This is a genomic window from Halorhodospira neutriphila, from assembly GCF_016584055.1.
In the GTDB taxonomy this organism is placed as follows: Bacteria; Pseudomonadota; Gammaproteobacteria; order Nitrococcales; family Halorhodospiraceae; genus Halorhodospira; species Halorhodospira neutriphila.
The window spans coordinates 1-19,470 of record NZ_NRSH01000032.1 but is presented as its reverse complement, the minus strand read 5'-3'; the positions used below and the strand labels follow the sequence as shown (position 1 = coordinate 19,470).

Below are 19,470 nucleotides of genomic sequence, written 5' to 3'. Positions count from 1 at the left end.
GGCGCGCTGGGGCTTCCGGCCCCACTGGGCCGGCGAGGACGCCCCGCGGCCGATCAACGCCCGCGCCGAGAAGGCGGCCACCGCCCCCTACTTCCGCGACGCCTTCGCCCACCGCCGGTGCCTCGTGCCGGCGAGCGGCTGGTACGAGTGGCAGCAGCAGGGCGAGACCAAGCAGCCCTACTACATCACCCTCGCCGATCCGGCGGCCGAGGAGGCCCTCCTGCTCGCCGGCCTGTGGGACCGGGACGGGCCGAGCGGCGAGCCGTGCTGCGCGATCCTCACCGAGCCCGCCGGCGACGGGCTGGAGCGCATCCACCCGCGCCGGCCCGTCGCCCTGGACCCGGCGTGCCGGTGGGCGTGGCTCGACCCGCAGCGCACCGGGCGCGAGGCGGTGCGCCGCGCCGCCCGGCGGCTCGAGCCGGGGCGGCTGACGTGGTGGCCCGTCTCCGCCCGGGTCAACCGCCCCGAGAACGACGATGCGCAGCTGCTCGAGCGCCAGGGGGGTCAGACCGGGGGCGGCGGGAGCGGCTGAGGCCCCCGGCGGCGCCGCGCTGTGGCTAGCGGCGCCTACAAGCGGTATCTTTGGGCGCGGTTAAGCATTCGCGGGGGGCAAGAGCCGATGAGGCGCGTAATCTTCAACCAGAAGGGCGGGGTCGGCAAATCCACGATCACCTGCAACCTGGCGGCGATCAGCGCCGCCTCGGGGCTGCGCACCCTGGTGGTGGACCTCGACCCCCAGGGCAACGCCAGCAGCTACCTCCTCGGCGCCGGGGCCGAGCCCGACCAGACCGTCGGCGACTTCTTCTCCTCGACGCTGGGCTTCCGCCTGGGGCCGCGCAAGTCGATCAACCTGCGCCAGTTCATCAGCCGGACGCCGTTCGACCACCTCCAGATCCTGCCGGCCAACCGCGAGCTGGAGACCCTGCAGGGCAAGCTGGAGTCGCGCTACAAGATCTACAAGCTGCGCGAGGCGCTCGACGGCGTCGCGGAGCACTACGACGCGGTCTTCATCGACACCCCGCCGGCGCTGAACTTCTTCAGCCGCTCGGCGCTGATCGCCGCCGACCGCTGCCTGATCCCCTTCGACTGCGACGACTTCTCCCGCCAGGCGCTCTACGAGCTGCTCGAGCAGATCCAGGAGATCCAGGAGGACCACAACGGGCAGCTCCAGGTGGAGGGGATCATCGTCAACCAGTTCCAGTCCGGCGCCAAGCTCCCCCGCACCGTCGTCGATGAGCTGCACCAGGAGGGGCTGCCCATCCTGCCCACCTACATCTCCGCCTCGGTGAAGATCCGCGAGTCCCACCAGCAGGCGCAGCCGCTCATCCACATGGCGCCCAGGCACAAGCTCAGCGGCGAGTTCCAGGCGCTCTACGACCGCCTCGGCGAGGGCGCCGCGGCGGCGTAGCGGTTGGCGGCGGCGGCCAGGGCGATCGCCGCCGCCACGAAGGCGGCCATGCCGGCGAGGACACCGCCGACGGGCACCCCGAGATCGAAGAGCACCCCCGTCAGGGGCGGGGTCACGGCGGTGGCCGAGACCATCAGGGCGTGCGCCAGGGCGCGGATGGCCCCGAGGTTGTGGACGCCGTAGAGCTCCGCCCAGACGGCGTTGCCCGAGGTGGCGGCGGCCCCGGCGGAGGCCCCGGCCAGCGCCAGGTAGCACGGCACCACCCACGGGGCGGCGACGGCGGCGGCCAGCGCCACCCCGAGCAGCAGCGGGGCCACGGCCAGCGGCAGCGCGCGCCGGGCGGTGATGCGGTCGACCAGGGGGCCCGAGCCGAGCAGGGCGAGCACGTGGGCGGCGGCGAAGGTGACGAAGGAGCCGGCCATGAGCGCCATGTCCCAGCCGCGCTCGTCGGCGATATGGACCTGGTGGAAGAAGAGCAGGGTCACGGTGGCCGGCGCGGCGATGACCGCCGGCAGCACCAGGTAGAGGCGCCGGTCGCGCAGCACGTCGCGGCGCCGCCACCCGCCGCCCTCCGCCTCGACGGCGGAGGTGCGCTCCAGGCGCCGGCGCCGCTGGCCGTGGCCACGCAGCAGCCCCAGGATCGCCGGCACGGCGCCGAGCAGCAGCAGCGCCGCCACCAGCCACCAGACCGCCTGCCAGGACCACCACCCCATCAGCCCCACCGCCGCCGAGGGCAGCAGCGCCTCGGCGGCGGGCAGCCCGAGCGCGGCCGTCCCTACCGCCCGGCCGCGCTCGACGTCGAAGTAGCGCGTCATGCTGGTCATGGCCGTGTGCATCATCAGCCCCTGGCCGCAGAAGCGCAGCAGGAACAGCGCCGCCAGCAGCGCCGGCAGCGAGCCGGCGCCGGCGAGCACGGCGGCCCCCGCCGCCAGCCCCACGGCTACCAGCGGGGCGAAGAGGCGCAGGTCGAGGCGGTCGATCCAGCGGCCGCCGGCGATGACCGCCGCCGCGCTGGCCACCGTCGCCACGCCGTAGTAGAGGCCGAAGCCGCCGTGGCCCAGGCCGAAGGCGGCCCGGATCGGCTCGCTGAACAGGGAGACGAAGAACGTCTGGCCGAACCCGGAGAGCGCCGCCATCAGGAAGCCGAAGGCGAGGAAGCGGCGGTGGGCCGAGATGAAGCGGAGGTACGCTGCGGGCATGCTCACGGTGCGGAATCCTAGCGCGGTGGGTAGAACACAGGGGCCGCTTGGAGGGCGCCTGCCTAGACGGCGCCCCAGGAGGTATAGGCCTCGGGTACGCGGTAGACGTAGACGGGGGCGTCGATGCTCGCCGGCGGATGGAGGACCGCCGCCGGCCGCCAGCGGTGCAGGCGGAAGGTATTGCTGATGACCAGCGCCCCCGCGGGCAGCTCCGCCTCGAGCTTGGGCTGGAGGCGCTCGAGCGCCTCGGCGTGGAGGTAGCAGACGACGACGCCGGCCTCAGCGTAGGAGGCCCGCAGCAGGTCCCGGCGGTAGAGGCGCAGGTTGGGCGCCGGCTGGATCAGCCGGCGCAGCTGCGAGAAGGCCCACGGCAGCGGCGAGAGCTCGTAGCCGATCACCCGGCTCCCGGGGCGGCGGCGGGCCAGGGCGAAGGCGAGGGTGCCCCACCCCGCGCCCGCCTCGATGATCGCGCCCTGCGGCGCCTCCGGCAGGGCCGCAAGCACCGCCTCGCGGCCCAGGCGCGTGCTCGGCAGCGGGGAGATCCCCGTGATGGCGGTATAGGCCGTGATGGCGGCGATGATTACGAGGACCAGCGCCATGAGCAGCAGCTCCGCGAGCATAGAGGATCCCGTCCACAGTCGGCTGAGCGCGGCATTGTACAGGTGGCTGGCGGCTTATTCGCCCTCGGCCGGGCTCGCCGGCGGGGTTCCCGTGCCTCAGCTGCGGGATCTTGCTACCATTGCGCATGCCTCGGAGGAGTTGAGGGCGCGATGAACCGAACCGCCGCATCTGCCAAGCGTACTCGGGTCCAGCCTACCGACCTCGCCGTAGGCCGCCCCCTGCCCTACGACATCGAGGACGCCTACGGCCACCTCCTGCTGCGCCAGGGCCACCCCATCCGCTCGGAGGAGCAGCGGCGCCGGCTCCTGCAGATCGGCCGCACCCCGTACTACGCCACCCCGGACAAGAGGGGCAGCGGCGGGGTGCAGCGCCGCCGGGAGACGGACCCGCTCTCGGCGAACCCGTTCGACGAGATCTACCGCATCTCCTTCGCCCTGCAGGAGACCTTCAAGTGGCTCGGCCAGCGCAGCGGCCGGTTCCTGTCGCGGCTCGACACCCTGACCAGCCGCATCGGCGACCTCGTCGAGCGCGACCCCGACGCCTCGATCGGCGCCGCGCACCTCGACGAGGACTTCCCCTACACCGTCCGCCACCCCATCCGCCAGGCGATCCTCTGCGACACCGTCGCCACCCAGCTCGGCATCCCCGCGACTGAGCGCCGCTCCACGGTCTGCGCCGCGCTGACGGCCAACGTCGGGATGCTCGAGCTCCAGCGGGAGCTCGAGCGCCAGGTCGAGCCGCTCAGCGACGAGCAGCTCCACGCCGTGCGCCGCCACCCCACCGAGTCGGCGCGGATGCTGGCGGCCGAGGGGATTACCGACGGGACCTGGCTGCGGATCGTCGCCGAGCACCAGGAGCGCCTCGACGGCAGCGGCTACCCCGAGGGGCTGCAGGGCGGGCAGATCTGCCGCGGCGCCCGGCTGCTGATGATCGCCGACACCTACATGGCGATGATCTCGACCCGCAGCTACCGCCCGGCGACCGCCGTGCGCGAGACCCTGCTCGAGCTCCTCAACCAGAGCGGCACGGTCTACGACCGCGAGATGCTCTCAGGCTTTATCAACACCATCGGGATCTACCCGCCCGGCAGCTTCGTGTCGCTGAGCAACGGCGAGCGGGGGGTGGTCGTCCACCGCGGCGAGCGCGGCGAGCAGCCGCTGGTCGCGGCGATCGTCAAGGCCAACGGCCAGCCCACGGCCCGCCCCCTGCACCGGGATACGAGCCACGGCGAGGCGCCGGACGTCGTCGCCCTCGAGCCGACGCTCACCGTGGCCAAGCGCTTCAACCTGGGCTCACTGTGGGGCTATGGCACCTAGCCGCCGCCCCTCCGCGCTGCCCCGCCGGCGGGAGTGAGGCGGCCCCATGGGGTGGCTCAAGCGCCTGCTGGCATCGAGCTGGCTGCCCCACGCGGGGCTCCTGGCCGCCGCCCTCGCCTGGCTCGCGGCCGGTAAGCCGGCTCCCCCCAGCGTCGCCCGGGTCCTCGTCCACAGCGGGGTCGAGCTGACCCTGCTGCTCGGCGGGAGCCTCGCCCTGCTCGCGCTGCTCTACCAGCGGGCCAATACCGCGCTCCAGGCCCTGGTCATCGTCGCTGCCTACCTCTGGGTCGCCTTCGGCCCCGCCCTCACGGAGATCAGCACCCAGGCCGCCGCGGCGAGCGCGGCGCTGCTCGTGCCACCGAACCTGCTCGCCCTGGCGCTGCTCGATGAGCGCGGCCTGCTCAGCCCCGCCGGCATCCTGCGGCTGCTGATCCTGGGCGGCCAAGGCGCCGCCGTCGCCGCCCTCGCCTACGGGCTGCCCCAGGCCGTGTACGGGATCACCCAGGCGAGCTTCCTGCCCCCCCTGCTCAGCGCCTGGACCGCCCTGCCGGAGCAGGCGCTGGTGCTCGTCCCCCTCGCCGCCGCCGCCCTGCTCGTGATCGCCTGGCTGGAGCTCACGCCGCTGGTCTTCGGGGCCTTCAGCGCCCTGCTGACCACCACCGCCGGGCTCGACCTGACGGGCCCCCCGCAGCAGGCGGCGATGACGACGACGGCGCTCGTGCTGCTCGCCCTGCTCTCCCTGCTGCTGGCCACCCTGCAGGAGGCCTACCGCCTCGCCTTCCGGGACGGGCTCACGGGGCTGCCCAACCGCCGCGCCCTCGATGCCCTGCTCGCGCGCCTCGGCGGCCGCTACGCCATCGCCATGATGGACGTCGACCACTTCAAGGGCTTCAACGACACCTACGGCCACGAGGTGGGCGACCAGGTCCTGAAGCGGGTCGCCCGCTTCGTCGAGCGCGCCGGCGGCGGCGGCCAGCCCTTCCGCTACGGCGGCGAGGAGTTCGCCATCGTCTTCCCCGGCCAGGGCGCCGAGGCGGTCAAGGGGCACCTCGAGGCGCTCCGGGCCGCCGTCGCCGAAGCCCCCTTCCGGGTCCGGGGCGCGCAGCGGCCGAAGGACGACCAGAAGGGGGAGCGCCAGCGCGGCAGCGGCGACGCCAAGAGCGTCCAGATCACCATCAGCATCGGCGTCGCCGCCCCCCAGGAGCGCGGCACCCCGGCCTCGGAGGTCATCGAGGCAGCGGACCAGGCCCTCTACCGCGCCAAGCGCGGGGGGCGCAACCGGCTCGCCACCTAGCCGGCCGCGCGCAGGTACTCGGCCAGGGCCTCGTGCCCGGCCTGCTGCGCCTCATCGGCCGGCGTGTCGCCGTCCAGGGACTCCTCGGCGTCGGGATCGGCGCCCGCCTCGATGAGCCGCTGCGCCATGGCCCGGCTCCCCCGCCGGGCCGCCAGGTGGAGCGCCGAGAGCCCGGTCTTGTCGGCGGCCGCCGGGTCGGCGCCGGCCTCGAGCAGGAGCCGGGCGAGCCCCATGTGGCCGTACTGGATCGCCCGCATCAGCGGCGTCGTCCCGCACGGCTCCCGGGCATCCACGTCGGCGCCGAGCAGCAGCCAGAGGCGGGCCTCCCATGCATCCCCCTCGTAGGCGGCCGCCGCCAGGGGGGTGCGGCCGTACGCGTCCTCGGCGTCGGGGTCCGGGAGGCCGACCGAGCTCAGCAGCCCGGCGCCGAGGAGCAGGACCGCCAGCACCCGCAGGGGGTGGTCCGCAATCTGCCGCTTGAGCCACTTGCCGATGCGCATCCTTCGGTACCCTGAGTCGCTCAGTTACGTTATATAGTAACTTTTCTGTCGTGATGAAGTGCACCCCCTGCCGGGGGCGGGACGGGGCGGCTGGCGTCCTCTCGAGCGCGCCGAGCATCGCAGCCCGAGCGGGGACGCCGAGCGGCGCCAGCCGCTCGGCGAGCGCGCGTTGTCCGAGCGAAGCGAGCTTAGCGCGCGGCCCCGCTCGGGCGAGAAGCGCAGGGGACCCCGAAGGGGCGCGCTCGGCAGACGCCAGCCGCCCCGTCCCGCCCCCGGCAGGGGGGTGCGCCGGCTACTGGCCGCCGCCGCTAACGGCGATATTGGGGAAGGCGCTGCCGCTGCTGCGCTCGCGCAGGGAGAGCTGCGCCGCCGTCCGCCGGGCGATCCGCCGGTAGTCCTCGGCGATGCGGCTCTGCGGGTCGGCGAGCACCGTGGGGCAGCCGCTGTCGGCCTGCTCCCGGATCCGGATGTCCAGCGGCAGGGAGCCGAGCAGCCCCACCCCGTACTGCGCGGCCATCTGCTCGCCGCCGCCGGCGCCAAAGATCGCCTCCTCGTGGCCGCAGTGCGAGCAGATGTGGGTGCCCATGTTCTCGATGATCCCGAGCACCGGCACGTTGACCTTCTCGAACATCCGCAGCCCCTTGCGGGCGTCGAGCAGGGCGATGTCCTGGGGGGTAGTGATGATCACGCCGCCGCTGACGGGCACCTTCTGCGCCAGGGTCAGCTGCACGTCGCCGGTGCCCGGCGGCAGGTCGACGACCAGGTAGTCGAGCCCCTCCCAGAGGGTCTCGCTCACCAGCTGCTCGAGCGCCTTGGTGACCATCGGGCCGCGCCAGATCATCGGCGTCTCCTCGTCGATGAGGAAGCCCGCGGAGATGACCTGCAGGCCGTGGCCGTCGAGCGGGGTCATGTGGGTGCCGTCCGGGGACTCGGGCTGGCCCCGGACGCCGAGCATGCGCGGCTGGCTCGGCCCGTAGATATCGGCGTCGAGCACGCCGACCCGCGCCCCCTCGGCCTGCAGCGCCAGGGCGAGGTTGGCCGCCACGGTGGACTTGCCCACGCCCCCCTTCCCGGAGGCGACGGCGATGACGTTCTTGACCTGCTCCAAGCCCTTGAGGCCCGGCTGGACCGCGTGGGCGTGGATACGGCTGCTCACCTCCACCGTGGCGTCGGCCACGCCGGCGACGCCCCGCACCGCCTCGCGCAGGGCCTCGGCGAGCGCCTCCCGGTAGCCTTCCGCGGGGTAGCCGAGGGCAATCGCGAGGTGGACCCGGTCGCCGTCGATCTCGATCCCCTCGACGCACCCCGCGGAGAGCAGGTCGGTCTCCAGGTGGGGGTCGATCACGCCCTGCAGGGCTCGCTCCACGGCCTCGCGGGAAGGCTCACTCATCGGACAACCTCCGGTCTTCGGGTGTATGCGGACTCGATAGCGGCACCCCCGGCTGGTGCGCCTGCGTGCCGTCCTCGAGGCGCTCCTGCTTCCAGAAGGGGGCGCGCGCCTTGATCGCGTCGATGGCGTAGCGGCCGGCCTCGAAGGCCTCGGCCCGGTGGGCGGCACGGACGACGACAGCCACGCTCTGCTCCCCGACGGCGAGCTCGCCGACCCGGTGGACGATCCGGCAGGCGGCGGCGCCGAAGCGCTCGCAGACCTCGGCCTCGAGCTCGGCGAGGACCCGCTCGGCCAGCGGCCGGTAGGCGGAGTAGGCGATCGCCGCGACCCGGCGCCCCTCGTGGTGGTCGCGGACCGTGCCGGCGAAGACCACCAGCGCCCCGGCCGCCGGGTCCTCGGTCTCGGCGATCAGGCCCGCCAGGGGGATGGGCTCCTCGGTGACGCGCTCCATGTCGGCCTCCCACGTCTCCAGGGTATCTTCTGAGAGGATCGCCGCCTGTCACCACCCAATACCAGTGCGGTTGTACAGCGGCCGGGGCGGCGGCTAGGGTCGCGGTTGGACCTGGGCGCCGGGACGGCGGCGCAGGGGGTCGAGGTGCGGCATAACACCGCAAGCACAACCGGAACACAAGCCGCAATATGGGTGTCACACTCTAGCGGCTCACACGAATAAGTAAGGAGGAAGAGCATGAGCGATTCCATCGATGGCGGCCGCCGGAAGTTCCTCAAGGCCAGCGCGATGACCGTGGCGGCCCTGCCGCTGGCGACCCTGCTCCATCAGGGCACGGTCAAGGCCAAGGCGAAGGCGGAGGACGGCCACGCCCACAGCTACGTCAACGACGCGACCCAGGCCGATCACTCCCGCTACCAGGAGGGCCAGCAGTGCAACAACTGCGTCTTCTGGCAGGGCGAGGAGCAGAACGGCTGGGGCAGCTGCAGCCATCCGAGCTTCTCCGACGTGCTCGTCAACGCCGAGGGCTGGTGCGGCGTCTACGCGCCGGCGGGCTAATCGGCCCGGGCGGGCCGATACCGGAGACGGGGGGCGTCCTTCGCGGCGCTCCCTTTTTTGTACTGCGCTTTCCAGGGACAACGACTAGGCGTTAATGGATACCGGTCCCGTCGGGCGCGCCACCACAGCGCCGAGCCCCCCGCACGCCGGCAAGGCGGCGCCCAGGGGGGAGCTCGAGATCGCCGGCCTCTCCTGCCGGCGCGGCGACCAGACCCTCTTCTCGGGCGTCAGCCTCTCCCTCGCCAGCGGCGAGCTGCTCTTCGTGCGCGGCCGCAACGGCAGCGGCAAGACCACGCTCCTGCGCATCCTCTGCGGGCTCACCGAGCCGGCCACCGGCGAGGTGCGCTGGCGCGGCCAGCCGATCCGGCGCCTGGAGGAGGCCGCCCGGCGCGAGCTCCTCTACGTCGGCCACCGCGACGCGGTCAAGGAGGAGCTCACCCCCCTGGAGAACCTCGACATCCACCAGGGGCTGCGCGGCGAGCGCGGCGACCTGGAGCGCCAGCTCGACGCCCTCGAGGAGGCCGGGCTCGGCGGCCGCGAGGACATCCCCGTGCGCTACCTCTCCCAGGGGCAGCGCCGGCGCACCGCCCTCGCCCGCCTGCTCGTCTCGCCGGCCCGGCTCTGGATCCTCGACGAGCCGCTGACCGCCCTCGACCGCAGCGCCGTGGCGTGGCTCTTCGAGCGGATCGCCGCCTACCTGCGCGAGGGGGGCATCGTGGTCACCACGAGCCACCAATCCATCGACGGCTTGCCCGAGCCGCGGATCCTCGACCTGGACTGATACCGCCCATGCTGAGGTCACTCTGGACCCTAATGCGGCGCGACCTCTCGCTGATCGTCACGCGCCGCCAGGACGTACTGACCGTCGTCGCCTTCTTCATCCTCGTCATCACCCTCTTCCCCCTCGCCCTCGGCCCCGATCCGCAGAAGCTGCGCACCCTGGCGCCGGCCGGCGTCTGGGTGGCCGCCGCCCTCGCGAGCCTGATCTCCCTCGACCGGCTCTTCGCCGACGACTGGCGCGACGGCAGCCTGGAGCAGCTGCTGCTCGCCCCGGAGCCGCTCACGGTGGTCGCCCTGGCCAAGGTCGCCGCCCACTGGCTCGCCCTCGGCCTGCCCCTGGTCGTGCTCTCGCCGGCGCTCGGCTACGCCCTCGGGCTCGAGGGCGCGGAGCTGGGGGTGCTCGCGGTATCATTGCTCCTCGGGACCCCGGTGCTGAGCCTGCTCGGGGCGGTGGGCGCCGCCCTGACCCTCGGCGTCCGGGCGGGCGGGGCGCTGATGGCGCTGCTGATCCTGCCGCTGTACGTCCCGGTGCTCGTGCTCGGCGCCGGCGCCGTCACGGAGGCGATGTACAGCAGCGCGTTCTACGCGCACCTGTCGCTGCTCGGCGCGCTGCTCGCGGCGGCGCTGCCGCTGCTGCCGCTGGCCATCGCCGGGGCCCTGCGCATCGCCCTCGACTGAGCCGCCGCGGCGGTCCCTACGGAACCCGCGGTGGACGCAAGGCCTCGAAGGCGTTAGCAAGGGAAAGACCCGAAAACCAATTGGGACTACACGCATGAGCTCTCGATCCGTACCGTGGCTCAAGTTTACGGCACCGGCGAACTTCTACGCCCTCGCCCAGCGCCTCACACCCTGGCTGTGGGCCGGCGCCGCCCTCCTCTGCCTGGCCGCGCTCTATATCGGCTTCTTCGTCGCGCCCGCCGAGGCCCACCAGGGCGAGAGCTACCGCATCCTCTACATCCACGTCGCCACCGCCTGGATGGGGATGTTCCTCTACCTGCTGATGGCCCTCTACGGGGGCATCTACCTGGTCTGGCGCATCAAGATGGCCGACATCATGGCCCGCAGCATCGCCCCGACCGGCGCCCTGATGACCTTCCTCTCGCTGTGGACGGGCGCGCTGTGGGGCGCACCCACCTGGGGCACGTTCTGGGTCTGGGACGCCCGGCTGACCTCGACCCTGGTGCTGCTCTTCCTCTTCCTCGGCTACATCGCCCTGCACGGCGCCGCCGACGACCGGGAGAAGGGCGGGCGGGCCGCCTCGCTGCTCGCCGTCATCGGGGCGATCAACGTGCCCATCATCTACTTCTCGGTGGACTGGTGGTACAACCTCCACCAGGGCAGCTCCGTGATCCGCGCCGACGGGCCGAGCATGGCCCCGTCGATGCTCACGGCGATGCTGCTGATGATCGCCGGGATCTGGCTCTACTCGGCGGCGGTCGTGCTGCGCCGCGCCCAGGTCGAGGCGCTGGAGCGGGAGCCGCGCAGCGAGTGGGCCCAGGCGGCCGCGGCCGGGCGGATGACCCGCACGCAGCGGGAACTGGCGGCCGCTGAGTCGGTCCGTGAGCATACGAGCCAAGAGGAAGGGCAAGCGTAATGTGGGATGGGATCGGCGACTTCCTGGCCATGGGGGGCTACGCCGGCTACGTCTGGGGCTCCTACGGGGTCACGGCGGCCGTTCTGCTGCTCGAGGGCGTGCTCCTGGGCCGGCGCCGGCGCCGGGCCCACGCCCTGCTCCAGCGCCGGACGCGCCGGGCGGCGGCGGGCTCACAATCGAAAGGGGGGAATGAGCGATGAAACAGCGACACAAGCGGCTGACCCTCGTCCTCGGCATCCTCGCGGGGGCCAGCGTGGCCACGGCACTGGTGCTCAACGCCTTCAGCGAGAACCTGACGTTCTTCATCACCCCCTCGGAGGTGCAAGCGAAGAGCGAGCTGCCCGACCGCCACTTCCGCATCGGCGGCATCGTCAAGGAGGGCAGCATCGAGCGCCAGGGCGAGTCGACGCAGGTGGTGTTCAAGGTCACCGACCTCGAGGCCGACGTGCCGGTGCGCTTCGACGGCGTCCTCCCCGACCTCTTCCAGGAGGGCGAGGGCGTGGTCGTCGAGGGCCACCTCGGCCCCGGCGGGGTCTTCGAGGCCGATAACGTCATGGCGCGCCACGACGCCGACTACATGCCCGAGGAGGCGGCCGAGGCCATCGAGCGCGCCGGCGGCGATCCCAGCCAGGTCGGGAGCTACTGACCATGCTCGGCGAGCTCGGCAACTTCACCCTGATCCTCGCCTTCTGCCTGGCCCTGATCCAGGCGCTGCTGCCGCTGACCGGCACTCTCGTCGGCGACCGGCGGCTCATGGCCGCGGGCCGCTCCCTGGCCGTGGGGCAGCTCGTCTTCCTCGGCCTCGCCTATATCATGCTGACCCTGGCGTTCGTGGCCAACGACCTCTCCATCCGCTACGTCGCCGAGAACTCCAACGCGGCGCTGCCGCTGATCTACAAGCTCACCGGCGTCTGGGGCGGTCATGAGGGCTCCATGCTGCTGTGGGCCCTCATGCTCAGTATCTGGAACGTCGCCGTGGCCTTCTTCAGCCGCGCCCTCTCCCTGGAGATGCTCGCCCGCGTGCTCGCCGTGCTCGGCACGGTCGCGGCGGCCTTCCTCGCCTTCACGGCGTTCACCTCCAACCCCTTCGCCCGGGTCTTCCCCGCCCCCGCCCAGGGCGCGGACCTCAACCCGCTGCTCCAGGACCCGGGGATGATCATCCACCCACCGCTGCTGTTCATCGGCTACACCGGCCTGGCGGTCGCCTTCGCCTTCGCCATGGCGGCACTGCTCGGCGGGCGGCTCGACGCCGCCTGGGCCCGCTGGTCGCGGCCGTGGACGACGGTCGCCTGGGCCTTCCTCACCCTCGGCATCGGCGTGGGGGCGTGGTGGTCCTACTACGAGCTCGGCTGGGGCGGCTACTGGGCCTGGGACCCGGTGGAGAACGCCTCGCTGATCCCCTGGCTGACGGCCACGGCGCTGCTGCACTCCCTGGCGGTGACCGAGAAGCGCGGCGGCTTCAAGGTCTGGACGCTGATGCTGGCCATCGTCAGCTTCGCCCTGACGGTCATGGGGGCGTTCATCGTCCGCTCCGGGGTGATGAGCTCGGTGCACGCCTTCGCCTCCGATCCGGACCGGGGCGTGTTCATCCTCGCCATCCTGGCGGCGACCCTGCTCGGCTCCCTGGCGCTCTACGCCTGGCGCGCCCCGCGGATCGGCCTCGGCGGCGCCTTCGGCTGGTACTCGCGGGAGTCGCTGCTGCTCGCCAACAACGTGCTGCTGACGGTCGCCAGCGCGGCGGTGCTCATCGGCACCCTCTACCCCCTCGCCGTCGAGGCGCTGGGGATCGGCAAGATCTCCGTCGGCCCGCCCTACTTCGACGCGGTCTTCATGCCGCTGATGCTGCCGCTGCTCTTCCTCATCGGCATCGGCCCGGTGGTCTCCTGGAAGCGCTCGAGCCCCTCCGAGACCTACCGGCAGATGCGCTGGGCGCTGGCGATCAGCGTCCTCGTCGGCGTGCTCTGGCCGCTGACCATGGCGGCCTGGAAGCCGCTGACCGCCCTCGGCCTGGCCCTCGTCACGTGGATCCTGCTGAGCGCCGCCATCGACCTGGGCAAGCGCATCGCCCGGCGCCGGCGCAGCCAGGGCACGGCCAAGGCCCTCGCCGCGGCGCTGCAGCCGAGCTTTATCGGCATGCACACGGCGCACGCCGGCTTCGCCATCGTGGTGATGGCCATCGCCATGGTCGGCAGCTACGAGCAGGAGCGGGACGTCCACCTCAAGCCCGGCGAGTCGGCCTCGCTCGGCGAGTACACGTTCACCCTGCGCGACTCCTCGCAGCTGCGCGGCCCGAACTACGACGCCCGGCAGGCCACCGTTGAGCTCGCCTACGGCGGCCGGCAGATCGACACCCTGAGGCCGCAGCTGCGCACCTACGACGCCCAGCCGCGGATGCCCATGCGCCAGGCCTCGCTCAATCGCGGCGTCTTCCGCGACATCTACGTCACCCTCGGCAGCCGGGTCCAGGAGGGCGGCTGGACGATGCGCCTCTACCGCAAGCCGTACATGTTCTGGATGTGGCTCGGCGGCGTGGTGATGGCCCTCGGCGGCTTCCTCGCCGCCGCGGACCGGCGCTACCGCATGGCCCCCGCCGCCCAGCGCGGCGAGGCGGGGCAGCCGGCGGCGCCGGCCCCGGGCCCGGGCCCGGCCGCCACCGCCGCCACGATGCACTCGGAGGTCCGCCGATGAGCAAGCGATCCGCACTGCTGCGCTTCGGCCTGCCGCTCACCCTTGTCCTGGTGCTCCTGGGGCTGTTCTACGTCGGCCTCGGCACCGACACCGAGGAGCTGCCCTCGCCGCTGGTCGGCGAGCCGGCGCCGGCCTTCGAGCTCCCCTCGCTGCAGGAGCCGCAGACGACGCTCACCGAGGCGGACTTCACCGGCGAGGTCGCTCTCGTGAACGTCTGGGCCTCCTGGTGCCGGCCGTGCCGCCAGGAGCTGCCGTACCTCCAGGAGATCGCCAAGCGGGATGTCCCCGTCTACGGCTTCAACTACCGCGACTCCCGGCAGAACGCGCGGCGCTTCCTGGAGGCCTTCGGCAACCCCTACGACAAGATCGCCTTCGACCCGGAGGCCGAGGCCGGCATGGACTGGGGGGTCTACGCGACCCCGGAGACCTACGTGCTCGATGCGCAGGGGATCATCCGCCACAAGCACATCGGCCCGATCAACGCCAAGGTCCTCCAGGAGGACCTCCTCCCCCTGATCGAGAAGCTAAAGGCGGAGCAGCAGTCATGAGCTTACGATCCACCCTGAGGTACTCGCGCCCCCGGCTCGGGGCCCTCGTGAGCCGCGTACGCGCGCTCGTGGCCGGCTTCGCGCTCTTCTTCGCCGCCGGCGCCATCGGCACGGCCGGCGCCGTCGCCATCGACCAGCCCCTGGAGTTCGAGAACGAGCGCCAGGAGGAGCAGTACTACCGCCTCGTCCAGAAGCTGCGCTGCACCGTCTGCCAGAGCGAGACCATCTACGAGTCGGGGGCGCAGCTCGCCGCGGACATGCGCGAGCGCGTCTACGAGATGACCGTCAACGGCCGTAGCGAGGAGGAGATCATCAGCTACATGACCCGGCGCTACGGCGACTACGTCCTCTACAAGCCCCCCTTCCAGCTGAACACGGCGCTGCTGTGGGTCAGCCCCTTCCTCCTGCTGATCATCGGCGGCGTCACCTGGCTGCAGGTGGTCCGGCGGCGCCAGTCGGCGGAGACGGAGCTGACCGAGTCGGAGCGGCGGGCCCTCGAGCGCTTCCGGCGCGGCGATTCCTAGCGACCAAGGGAGCTCACAGCAATGAATGGGACGTTCCTGGGCATCGCCCTCTTCCTGAGCCTCTTCGCCCTCGCCTTCGTGCTCTTCCCGCTGCTGCGCAGCGGCGACGGGGCGCCGCAGCAGGCCCGCCGCGATATCAACGCCACGGTCCACCGCGACCGGATCCGCGAGCTCGAGCAGGACCTCGAGAACGGCACGCTGAGCCGGGAGCAGTTCGACGCCGCCGTCGAGGACCTCGACCGCGACCTCGTGCAGAGCGGAGGGATCGACGCCGACGAGGCGGGCAGCGGCGGCGGCGCCGGGCGGGGCCAGCGCCTGGCCGTCGCCGGGGCCGCCAGCCTGAGCGCCGTCGCCATCCCCCTGCTCGCCCTGGCCATCTACGGCCAGGTCGGCGGCGGCGAGCGGGCCTTCCAGGCCACGAGCGCCGGCGCCGGGGCGTCGGCGACGGCCGCCCCGCAGGGCGCCAGCCAGGAGCGCAGCCGCGAGGACGTGACGCAGCTCGCCGAGCAGCTGCGCCAGCGCCTCGAGGAGAACCCGGACGACCAGCGGGGCTGGGTCCTCTACGCCCGGACGATGGTCTTCCTCGAGCGCCTCGAGGAGGCCCGCGACGCCTTCTCGCGGGCCATGGAGCTCGGCGCCGACGAGAACGCCGATCTGCTCGCCGAGTACGCCGACGTCCTCGCCGCCACCTCCGGCGGGCTCGAGGGGCGCCCCGAGGAGCTGATCCAGCAGGCGCTGGAGAAGGACCCGGAGAACGCCCGGGCGCTGTGGCTGGCGGGGACCGCGGCCTACAACCGCTCCGACTACGAGCAGGCGGAGGGCTACTGGCAGCGGCTGCTCGAGGTCGTCCCCCAGGACTCGGGCGTCGCCGAGCGGATCCGCAAGAACCTCGAGGAGCTGCCGGGCCCGGGCGGCGGCGGGGCCGGCGCTAGCGCCGGCTCCCCGGATCCGGGCTGAGCCCGAAGACCCACAGCAGGAAGGCGAAGCGCAGGGCCACCTCCTCGAGGAAGTCGAACCGCCCCCCCGGACCGGCGTGCCCGGCGCTCATGTTGGTCCACAGCAGCAGGGGATTGCCGTCGGTCTTGAGCGCCCGCAGCCGGGCCACCCACTTGGCCGGCTCCCAGTACGTCACCCGCGGGTCCGAGACCCCGGCGGTGGCCAGGATCGGCGGGTACGCCTGGGCGCAGACGTTGTCGTAGGGCGAGTAGCCGAGGATCGTGCGGAAGGCGGCCTCGTCCTCGAGGGGGTTGCCCCACTCCGGCCACTCCGGCGGGGTCAGCGGCAGCGACGGGTCGCTCATGGTGTTGAGGACGTCGACGAAGGGCACGTCGGCCACCGCCGCGCCGAAGAGCTCCGGGCGCTGGTTGAGCACCGCCCCGACCAGCATCCCGCCGGCGGAGCCGCCGTGCACGGCGATCCGCCCGGCGCCGGTGTAGCCGGCGGCGATCAGGTGCTCGGCGCAGGCGATGTAGTCGCTGAAGGTGTTCGGCTTGCGCTCGAGCTTGCCCTCCCGGTACCAGCGGTAGCCGCGCTCCTTGCCGCCGCGCACGTGGGCGATGGCGAAGGCGAAGCCGCGGTCGACCAGCGAGAGCCGGTGCGGCGAGAAGGCCGCCGGCTCGCTGATGCCGTAGGCGCCGTAGCCGTCGAGGAGCACCGGCGTCTCCGGCCCCGGCGGCTGGTCGGCGCGGTGGAGCAGCGAGATGGGCACCCGCTCGCCGTCCGGCGCCGTGGCCTCGAGCCGGCGGGCGGTGTAGGCCGCCGGGTCGTGGCCGCTGGGGATCTCCTGCTCCTTGCGCAGGTGCCGCGCGCCGGTGGCCATGTCGTAGTCGTAGACGCGCGCCGGCGTGGTCAGCGACGAGTAGCGGTAGCGCAGCGTCGCGGTCGCGTACTCCAGCCCCGGCGAGATCCCCAGCGCGTAGGCCTCCTCGTCGACGGCCACGGTGTGCTCCGCGCCATCGGCGAGGCGCCGGACGACGATCCGCGGCAGCGCCTCCGCCGTCTCCAGGCGGACCAGGTAGTCGCGGAAGAGGGCCATATCCTCGATGAGCACCCCCGGCCGGTGGGCCACTTGCTCCGTCCAGCGCTCCGGCGCCGGGTCCGCCAGCGGCGCGGCGACGATGCGGAAGTCCTCGGCCTCGCGGTTGGTCAGGATCAGCCACTGCTCGCCGCTGTCGCTGACCGTGTACTCGACGTCCCGCTCGCGGGGGACCAGGCAGCGGAAGCCCGACTCCGGGGCGTCGGCGGGGGCGGCGTGGACCTCCGAGGTGGTGTGGTCGTGGGTCTCGATGAGCAGGAAGCGCCGGCTCTCCGTCCGGTCGAGGCCGACGAAGAAGCCGGGGTCCGTCTCCTCGTAGACCAGGGCATCCGCCGCCGGATCGGTGCCGAGCCGGTGGCGGTAGACCCAGCGCGGCCGGTGGGCCTCGTCGAGGACGGTGTAGAGCAGCGTCCGCCCGTCCGCGGCCCAGACGAAGTCGCCCCGGGCCTGCTCGATCCGCTCGGCGAGCTCCTCGCCGCTGTCCAGGTCGCGGAAGCGCAGGGTGTACGCCTCCGCCCCGGTGGTATCGACGGCGAAGGCGAGGTAGCGGTGGTCGTCGCCGTGGGCCCAGTCGCCGAGGTGGAAGTAGCCGTGCCCGGCGGCCTCGGCGTCGCCGTCGAGGATGACCTCCTCCGCCGCCTCGCCGGCGCCGCGCCGGCGGCGGCAGGCGACGGGGTGCTGGCCGCCGCTGCGGTAGCGGGCGTAGTACTCGTAGGCGCCGTCGGGCACGGGGACCGAGGCGTCGTCCTCCTTGAGCCGGCCGCGCAGCTCCGCGAACAGCCGCCGGCGCAGATCGCGCACCGGCTCGAGCACCGCCTCGGTGTAGGCGTTCTCGGCCTCCAGGTGGGCGCGGATGGCGGGGCTCAGCCGGCTCGGGTCGAGCATCGCCTCGCGCCAGCGGGGGTCGCGCAGCCAGGCGTACGGGTCCTCGCGGCGGACGCCGAAGCGCTCCTCGGCGACCGGCTCCTGCGCGGCGATGGGCGGCTGGGGGGCGCTCGGTGCGGACATGGTCACGGACCCTCGGGCGGTGTCAGCAGGAAGTGGCCGCGGGCCGCCGCGACGGGCCGCTGCGCCTCGCCCTGCCAGGCGCTGGCGTGGACGTTGACGATCCGGCGGCCCTGGCGGCGGATCTCGGCCGCGGCGAAGGTCTCCTCGGGGGCGCCGCGGCGCAGGTAGTCGACGTGGAAGTTGACGATCCGCGGCAGGTAGCGGCTCTCGCCGTTCCACAGGATCTGCATGATGGCGACGTGCTCCAGGAAGGCGCCGAGCAGGCCGCCGTGGAGGGAGCCGGTGCTCGGCAGGCCGACCAGCTCGTCGCGGTACGGCAGCCGGCCGCGCAGCCCGTCGCCGCCGGCCTCCGCGGCCGGCTCGAAGCGCACCCCGAGCAGCCGGGCGTACGGCACCAGCTCCGTCAGCCCCGCGTAGTCGCCGGCCTGGCGCGCGGCGCGGACCTGCTCCAGCAGCTCAGCCATGGCTCCGCTCCTCGCGCAGGCGCATGAAGGCGCTCATGCTGGTGGCGAAGGGGCGCTCGGGGTCGTCCTCGTAGGCGACGCACCAGGCGAAGGCGATCTCCCGGGCGAGGCGGTAGCAGTCGGCGCGGGCGTAGACATCCCGGCCGGCCTCCGCCGCCCGGAGGTGGTCGACGCGCAGGTCGAGGGTGACGATGCGCTCCTCGGCGCCGGTGGCGAGCATGACGGCCGCCCCGCTGGTCTGGTCGATGAGGGTGGTGATCACCCCGCCGTGGAGGTAGCCGGTCTGCGGGTTGCCGACAAGCTGCGCACTGTAGGGGACGCGGGCGGTCAGCGTCACCCCCCCGAGGTCGACGAGCTCGAGGCCGATGAGCGCCCCGTGGGGGGAGCGCTCGAAGAGGCGCTGGACTTCCTCGCGGCCGGGGGCCGCGGCTTCTTGGGCAGAGGTCATAGGGCGAAAAACGGCATCTTTCAAAAGGGCAAGCCTAGTCTACGGGCGTGCTGGTGCCAAGCAAGCCTCACGGCCGCGCCGCGGCGTGCCACACTAGGGAGCAGGCTCGGGAAGGCACGGAGGAGGCGAGCGCATGGCCGAGACTCACCACGCCGTGCTGGGCGGCGGCTGCTTCTGGTGCCTCGAGGGGGTCTTCCGGCGCCTGCGGGGCGTGAGCGCCGCCGTCTCCGGCTACGCCGGGGGCCACACCGCCGACCCGGACTACCGCAGCGTCTGCACCGGCCGGACGGGCCACGCCGAGGTCGTGCAGGTCGCCTACGACCCCGCGCAGATCGGCTACGATCAGCTCCTCGATCTCTTCTTCCACCTCCACGACCCCACCCAGCGCGACCGCCAGGGGCCGGACGTGGGGCCGCAGTACCGCTCGATCGTCCTCTACGCCGACGAGGCGCAGCGCCGCACGGCGGCGGAGAAGATCCGCGAGCTCGACCGCTCCGGCGCCTACCCGGCGCCCGTGGTCACCGAGCTCGCGCCGCTGGGCGCCTTCTACCCGGCCGAGCCGGAGCACCAGCGCTTCTACGACAGCCACCCGGAGGCGCCCTACTGCCGGGCGATGATCGCCCCGAAGCTCGCCCGGCAGTAGG

23 protein-coding genes are annotated in these 19,470 nt (G+C 73.0%); 15 read left to right on the top strand and 8 right to left on the bottom strand.

Annotated features, from left to right (window positions below; all coding sequences use genetic code 11):
• Both CKO13_RS04490 and CKO13_RS04485 read left to right on the top strand, forming a co-directional pair.
• A partial coding sequence (locus CKO13_RS04490; RefSeq protein ID WP_200257242.1) for an SOS response-associated peptidase occupies positions 1 to 532 on the top strand: 532 nt, incomplete at its 5' end.
• Between the two features lie 87 nt (positions 533 to 619).
• Complete coding sequence (locus CKO13_RS04485; protein WP_200257240.1) at positions 620 to 1,408, top strand: ParA family protein; 789 nt, start codon at positions 620 to 622, stop codon at positions 1,406 to 1,408.
• Here CKO13_RS04485 and CKO13_RS04480 read toward each other — a convergent pair.
• Together CKO13_RS04480 and CKO13_RS04475 are read right to left on the bottom strand one after the other, a co-directional pair.
• A complete protein-coding gene (locus CKO13_RS04480; RefSeq protein WP_242467889.1) occupies positions 1,372 to 2,607 on the bottom strand; it encodes an MFS transporter in 1,236 nt (411 codons plus the stop codon). The two genes, CKO13_RS04485 and CKO13_RS04480, sit on opposite strands and share 37 nt — an antisense overlap.
• A gap of 62 nt (positions 2,608 to 2,669) precedes the next feature.
• Positions 2,670 to 3,227: a class I SAM-dependent methyltransferase gene (locus CKO13_RS04475; protein WP_200257236.1), complete on the bottom strand. Its 558-nt coding sequence runs from the start codon at positions 3,225 to 3,227 to the stop codon at positions 2,670 to 2,672.
• 150 nt (positions 3,228 to 3,377) lie between these two features.
• Between CKO13_RS04475 and CKO13_RS04470 the strand changes: the two genes are divergently transcribed.
• Both CKO13_RS04470 and CKO13_RS04465 read left to right on the top strand, forming a co-directional pair.
• Positions 3,378 to 4,544 (top strand): HD-GYP domain-containing protein, encoded by a 1,167-nt coding sequence (locus CKO13_RS04470; protein ID WP_200257234.1) that lies wholly within the window; start codon positions 3,378 to 3,380, stop codon positions 4,542 to 4,544.
• A gap of 46 nt (positions 4,545 to 4,590) precedes the next feature.
• Positions 4,591 to 5,838: a GGDEF domain-containing protein gene (locus CKO13_RS04465; protein WP_200257232.1), complete on the top strand. Its 1,248-nt coding sequence runs from the start codon at positions 4,591 to 4,593 to the stop codon at positions 5,836 to 5,838.
• Here the strand turns inward: CKO13_RS04465 and CKO13_RS04460 are convergent.
• From CKO13_RS04460 to CKO13_RS04450, 3 genes are all read right to left on the bottom strand, one after another.
• Positions 5,835 to 6,338 carry an ankyrin repeat domain-containing protein gene (locus tag CKO13_RS04460; RefSeq protein WP_200257230.1) on the bottom strand — a complete coding sequence of 168 codons (504 nt, stop codon included), beginning with the start codon at positions 6,336 to 6,338 and terminating at the stop codon, positions 5,835 to 5,837. The genes CKO13_RS04465 and CKO13_RS04460 overlap by 4 nt on opposite strands.
• Positions 6,339 to 6,630: 292 nt before the next feature.
• Entirely contained in the window at positions 6,631 to 7,728 is a 1,098-nt protein-coding gene (apbC, locus tag CKO13_RS04455) for an iron-sulfur cluster carrier protein ApbC (protein WP_200257229.1), read from the bottom strand.
• On the bottom strand, positions 7,721 to 8,179 hold the full coding sequence (locus tag CKO13_RS04450) for a molybdenum cofactor biosynthesis protein MoaE (protein ID WP_200257228.1): 459 nt from the start codon (positions 8,177 to 8,179) through the stop codon (positions 7,721 to 7,723). The genes apbC and CKO13_RS04450 overlap by 8 nt, the downstream gene beginning before the upstream one ends.
• Positions 8,180 to 8,416: 237 nt before the next feature.
• Here CKO13_RS04450 and CKO13_RS04445 point away from each other — a divergent pair, with 237 nt between their 5' ends.
• The 10 genes from CKO13_RS04445 to ccmI all read left to right on the top strand — a co-directional run bounded on the left by CKO13_RS04445 (position 8,417) and on the right by ccmI (position 15,828).
• Positions 8,417 to 8,737 carry a high-potential iron-sulfur protein gene (locus tag CKO13_RS04445; RefSeq protein ID WP_200257227.1) on the top strand — a complete coding sequence of 107 codons (321 nt, stop codon included), beginning with the start codon at positions 8,417 to 8,419 and terminating at the stop codon, positions 8,735 to 8,737.
• Between the two features lie 94 nt (positions 8,738 to 8,831).
• Positions 8,832 to 9,518, top strand: a complete 687-nt coding sequence (ccmA, locus tag CKO13_RS04440) for a cytochrome c biogenesis heme-transporting ATPase CcmA (RefSeq protein ID WP_200257226.1) — start codon at positions 8,832 to 8,834, stop codon at positions 9,516 to 9,518.
• Positions 9,519 to 9,526: 8 nt separating this feature from the next.
• Entirely contained in the window at positions 9,527 to 10,195 is a 669-nt protein-coding gene (ccmB, locus tag CKO13_RS04435; RefSeq protein WP_200257225.1) for a heme exporter protein CcmB, read from the top strand.
• Between the two features lie 94 nt (positions 10,196 to 10,289).
• Positions 10,290 to 11,111 (top strand): heme ABC transporter permease CcmC, encoded by an 822-nt coding sequence (ccmC, locus tag CKO13_RS04430; RefSeq protein ID WP_200257224.1) that lies wholly within the window; start codon positions 10,290 to 10,292, stop codon positions 11,109 to 11,111.
• Positions 11,111 to 11,311, top strand: a complete 201-nt coding sequence (gene ccmD, locus CKO13_RS04425) for a heme exporter protein CcmD (protein ID WP_200257220.1) — start codon at positions 11,111 to 11,113, stop codon at positions 11,309 to 11,311. The genes ccmC and ccmD overlap by 1 nt, the downstream gene beginning before the upstream one ends.
• On the top strand, positions 11,308 to 11,757 hold the full coding sequence (gene ccmE, locus CKO13_RS04420) for a cytochrome c maturation protein CcmE (protein ID WP_200257219.1): 450 nt from the start codon (positions 11,308 to 11,310) through the stop codon (positions 11,755 to 11,757). The genes ccmD and ccmE overlap by 4 nt, the downstream gene beginning before the upstream one ends.
• Before the next feature lie 2 nt (positions 11,758 to 11,759).
• A complete protein-coding gene (locus tag CKO13_RS04415) occupies positions 11,760 to 13,799 on the top strand; it encodes a heme lyase CcmF/NrfE family subunit (RefSeq protein ID WP_200257218.1) in 2,040 nt (679 codons plus the stop codon).
• Entirely contained in the window at positions 13,796 to 14,347 is a 552-nt protein-coding gene (locus CKO13_RS04410; RefSeq protein WP_200257216.1) for a DsbE family thiol:disulfide interchange protein, read from the top strand. The genes CKO13_RS04415 and CKO13_RS04410 overlap by 4 nt, the downstream gene beginning before the upstream one ends.
• A gap of 47 nt (positions 14,348 to 14,394) precedes the next feature.
• Positions 14,395 to 14,871: a cytochrome c-type biogenesis protein gene (locus CKO13_RS04405; protein WP_338034580.1), complete on the top strand. Its 477-nt coding sequence runs from the start codon at positions 14,395 to 14,397 to the stop codon at positions 14,869 to 14,871.
• Positions 14,872 to 14,892: 21 nt separating this feature from the next.
• Positions 14,893 to 15,828: a c-type cytochrome biogenesis protein CcmI gene (gene ccmI, locus CKO13_RS04400; RefSeq protein ID WP_200257212.1), complete on the top strand. Its 936-nt coding sequence runs from the start codon at positions 14,893 to 14,895 to the stop codon at positions 15,826 to 15,828.
• Here the strand turns inward: ccmI and CKO13_RS04395 are convergent.
• Genes CKO13_RS04395 through CKO13_RS04385 form a run of 3 tightly spaced genes read right to left on the bottom strand, consistent with a single transcriptional unit; the run spans position 15,800 to position 18,826 of the window.
• Positions 15,800 to 17,914 carry a S9 family peptidase gene (locus tag CKO13_RS04395; protein WP_200257203.1) on the bottom strand — a complete coding sequence of 705 codons (2,115 nt, stop codon included), beginning with the start codon at positions 17,912 to 17,914 and terminating at the stop codon, positions 15,800 to 15,802. The two genes, ccmI and CKO13_RS04395, sit on opposite strands and share 29 nt — an antisense overlap.
• Positions 17,915 to 17,916: 2 nt before the next feature.
• A complete protein-coding gene (locus CKO13_RS04390; RefSeq protein ID WP_200257202.1) occupies positions 17,917 to 18,378 on the bottom strand; it encodes a PaaI family thioesterase in 462 nt (153 codons plus the stop codon).
• Positions 18,371 to 18,826, bottom strand: coding sequence for a PaaI family thioesterase (locus tag CKO13_RS04385; RefSeq protein ID WP_200257201.1), 456 nt, complete (start codon positions 18,824 to 18,826; stop codon positions 18,371 to 18,373). Before CKO13_RS04385 ends, CKO13_RS04390 begins: the two co-directional genes overlap by 8 nt.
• 133 nt (positions 18,827 to 18,959) lie before the next feature.
• Between CKO13_RS04385 and msrA the strand changes: the two genes are divergently transcribed.
• Entirely contained in the window at positions 18,960 to 19,469 is a 510-nt protein-coding gene (gene msrA / locus CKO13_RS04380; RefSeq protein ID WP_200257200.1) for a peptide-methionine (S)-S-oxide reductase MsrA, read from the top strand.
• Position 19,470: the final 1 nt, after the last annotated feature.

Bases quoted from the DNA above. Each gene is read 5' to 3' on its own strand.
- CKO13_RS04485 (WP_200257240.1), top strand. From the start codon at position 620: ATGAGGCGCGTAATCTTCAACCAGAAGGGCGGGGTCGGCAAATCCACG.
- CKO13_RS04480 (WP_242467889.1), bottom strand. From the start codon at position 2,607: ATGCCCGCAGCGTACCTCCGCTTCATCTCGGCCCACCGCCGCTTCCTC.
- CKO13_RS04475 (WP_200257236.1), bottom strand. From the start codon at position 3,227: ATGCTCGCGGAGCTGCTGCTCATGGCGCTGGTCCTCGTAATCATCGCC.
- CKO13_RS04470 (WP_200257234.1), top strand. From the start codon at position 3,378: ATGAACCGAACCGCCGCATCTGCCAAGCGTACTCGGGTCCAGCCTACC.
- CKO13_RS04465 (WP_200257232.1), top strand. From the start codon at position 4,591: ATGGGGTGGCTCAAGCGCCTGCTGGCATCGAGCTGGCTGCCCCACGCG.
- CKO13_RS04460 (WP_200257230.1), bottom strand. From the start codon at position 6,338: ATGCGCATCGGCAAGTGGCTCAAGCGGCAGATTGCGGACCACCCCCTG.
- apbC (WP_200257229.1), bottom strand. From the start codon at position 7,728: ATGAGTGAGCCTTCCCGCGAGGCCGTGGAGCGAGCCCTGCAGGGCGTG.
- CKO13_RS04450 (WP_200257228.1), bottom strand. From the start codon at position 8,179: ATGGAGCGCGTCACCGAGGAGCCCATCCCCCTGGCGGGCCTGATCGCC.
- CKO13_RS04445 (WP_200257227.1), top strand. From the start codon at position 8,417: ATGAGCGATTCCATCGATGGCGGCCGCCGGAAGTTCCTCAAGGCCAGC.
- ccmA (WP_200257226.1), top strand. From the start codon at position 8,832: ATGGATACCGGTCCCGTCGGGCGCGCCACCACAGCGCCGAGCCCCCCG.
- ccmB (WP_200257225.1), top strand. From the start codon at position 9,527: ATGCTGAGGTCACTCTGGACCCTAATGCGGCGCGACCTCTCGCTGATC.
- ccmC (WP_200257224.1), top strand. From the start codon at position 10,290: ATGAGCTCTCGATCCGTACCGTGGCTCAAGTTTACGGCACCGGCGAAC.
- ccmD (WP_200257220.1), top strand. From the start codon at position 11,111: ATGTGGGATGGGATCGGCGACTTCCTGGCCATGGGGGGCTACGCCGGC.
- ccmE (WP_200257219.1), top strand. From the start codon at position 11,308: ATGAAACAGCGACACAAGCGGCTGACCCTCGTCCTCGGCATCCTCGCG.
- CKO13_RS04415 (WP_200257218.1), top strand. From the start codon at position 11,760: ATGCTCGGCGAGCTCGGCAACTTCACCCTGATCCTCGCCTTCTGCCTG.
- CKO13_RS04410 (WP_200257216.1), top strand. From the start codon at position 13,796: ATGAGCAAGCGATCCGCACTGCTGCGCTTCGGCCTGCCGCTCACCCTT.
- ccmI (WP_200257212.1), top strand. From the start codon at position 14,893: ATGAATGGGACGTTCCTGGGCATCGCCCTCTTCCTGAGCCTCTTCGCC.
- CKO13_RS04395 (WP_200257203.1), bottom strand. From the start codon at position 17,914: ATGTCCGCACCGAGCGCCCCCCAGCCGCCCATCGCCGCGCAGGAGCCG.
- CKO13_RS04390 (WP_200257202.1), bottom strand. From the start codon at position 18,378: ATGGCTGAGCTGCTGGAGCAGGTCCGCGCCGCGCGCCAGGCCGGCGAC.
- CKO13_RS04385 (WP_200257201.1), bottom strand. From the start codon at position 18,826: ATGACCTCTGCCCAAGAAGCCGCGGCCCCCGGCCGCGAGGAAGTCCAG.
- msrA (WP_200257200.1), top strand. From the start codon at position 18,960: ATGGCCGAGACTCACCACGCCGTGCTGGGCGGCGGCTGCTTCTGGTGC.